Here is a 2,169-nt window from a genome sequence, read left to right on the forward strand (position 1 = left end):
TAATTAGACCGGCAATGCCAGGAGGCGGACTTGAACCGCCGACACGAGGATTTTCAGTGCTTGAAAATAAAATAATCTGCATAGAAATAAGGCTATGGAAACTATTTGCGATCTCGTTGAATTTGAAAAATAGCCTGTTCAGCACACCAATCTAAAGACTGGCCAGGATTTTTCTGCTTAGCATTTTTAATCAGTCGAACGCTAGTGTTTGAGTCGTGAGTGAGGCTATCTAGCTTATTCAGTAATTGGCGATTAACGCTGTTTTCTCTATTGACTGAACTTTTATATTTTGATGTAGCAACCTTCGCAGTTTCAGTCTTGATCTTATTGATGCCAGGATTGGGTCGATTCTTAAACCGCTGAGTTTTTGATGTATTGTCGGCACGCTGACATGTTTTTTGCTGAGAACGCTGCGGTGCTGATGTTTTTATTGGCTTCTGAGCTTTAGTTGACGCAGTTGCTACCTGTTGTGGCCGATTCTTAAACCGCTGAGTTTTTGGTGTATTGTCGGCACGCTGACATGTTTTTTGCTGAGAACGCTGCGGCGCTGATGTTTTTATTGGCTTCTGAGCTTTAGTTGACGCAGTTGCTACCTGTTGTGGCCGATTCTTAAACCGCTGAGTTTTTGGTGTATTGTCGGCACGCTGACGTGTTTTTTGCTGAAAACGCTGCGGCGCTGATGTTTTTATTGGCTTCCGAACCTTGTTTTTTGAAACGGCTCTAAAAAAGGGACGACCTTCACGTATGCATTTCTGACGTTGCAGGTACAGCAATATGATGATTGCCCACATCAACAAAGCTAATAGTACGTCCATAACTCATTGCATTATCAATCCCATATGTTTATTCAACCCAAAGTATCAAAAGCATGGAGGATTCAAAGTCTAAATTATTCAGTTTAATTAACACGAACTCTGGTCATTTAATAAGTATGCTGAGTATTATTTTCTAGTACAAAGCTATTACCTACTATTATGACTATCCCCATTTCAAGAGCTGCGATACCAGACAGTGCTTTAACTGACCTAGAAACGTTAGCGGTCTGGGCCTGCTCCACACTAGAGTTTATGGCCAATGGTCGTAGATATCAGGAAGCCGAAGGCTTAAATGTCTTCCAATTCGACAAATCCCTGTTCCGATCTTATACAGAACAAAACATTGCTAGCTTCCGTATAAATGTCCAGCTACAACCTAACTTTACTTCTAACCAGTACCCCTCATTGTGGGCAGCAGTACAACCAGAGTTAGACGGTACTATTCCAGCATCCTACTTACAGGGTTCGTAAGCTAGCTTAATAAGTTAAGCACTCAATTAAATTACTTATTTGGTGCAAACAAAAACTAAGTAAGGGGAAGATACATCAAATGGATTATGACAAGGAAAGTTGTTAGTAATTAGACTATAGCGTTTCTCTATCTGGTGAGGGACATACTTAAAGCTATAAAGCTTATCAGTCAATGATTTTGACGCACCTCATTTGAGCGGGAATCGCTATAATGGCTTCTTTTTTTAAGTTTTCCTTTTGTGCCTTATGTCAACTAGCAATACACCCAAAGGAACATCTTTAAATACTGGTCAAGGCGCTACTGTTTTAACCAACGGAAACAGTAACGTACTCAGATATGGTAATGGTGCGAGCCCTGGAACAACATTTTCTAGTAATGCCAGTTTTAGTAATCAGGTAAACAGTCGGTTCTCTTTAGAGCGTTCTTTTTACGGGAGTAGAGGAACCGGGGGCATGCATTTCCCTGATATGCAAAGCGGCAATGCTAGAAGTGCCAGAATAAGCGCTAGAAATCGAGCAAGTAATAGACTGAATCAACTCAATACCAATGCCAATTACAGAGGGCCTGAAACGGTTGGAGAAACCGCTAGAAGAAATGCATCATTAAACAATAGTTCCTATACACGAGGTACGTCTAGAGGGACAACAGCATCCGGTAGAAATATTAGTAATTTTGGTACTGCTAGAACTAACGTTTCAAGAAATCCAGGTACCGCTATTACAGGAAGTTCTAGAACTCAATCTGCAATACAAGCCTTTAATGCGGCTAAAGCGAGAGGAATCGGAAATCAACTCTTACCTAATACGAAAGGAACAACGTCAGTAAATCCCGGTGTTCGAACGAGTTTAACGGCGGCTGGCGGTGCATTAGGGGCAGGTGCTG

At 41.4% G+C, this 2,169-nt stretch carries 2 protein-coding genes and 1 pseudogene; 2 read left to right on the forward strand and 1 reads right to left on the reverse strand.

Annotation, left to right across the window (positions count from 1 at the left end):
• Positions 1-101: 101 nt before the first annotated feature.
• Positions 102-815, reverse strand: coding sequence for a hypothetical protein (locus DXZ20_RS00675; RefSeq protein ID WP_163695682.1), 714 nt, complete (start codon positions 813-815; stop codon positions 102-104).
• A 159-nt stretch (positions 816-974) separates the two neighbouring features.
• On the opposite strand from DXZ20_RS00675, the gene DXZ20_RS00680 reads away from it, so the two are divergent.
• A complete protein-coding gene (locus DXZ20_RS00680; protein ID WP_163695685.1) occupies positions 975-1,286 on the forward strand; it encodes a hypothetical protein in 312 nt (103 codons plus the stop codon).
• 246 nt (positions 1,287-1,532) lie between these two features.
• Positions 1,533-2,169 (forward strand): annotated as a pseudogene (locus DXZ20_RS00685) (hypothetical protein); the annotation flags it as partial.

It is taken from the genome of Adonisia turfae CCMR0081, assembly GCF_011009555.1.
Lineage (GTDB): Bacteria > Cyanobacteriota > Cyanobacteriia > Phormidesmidales > Phormidesmidaceae > Leptothoe > Leptothoe turfae.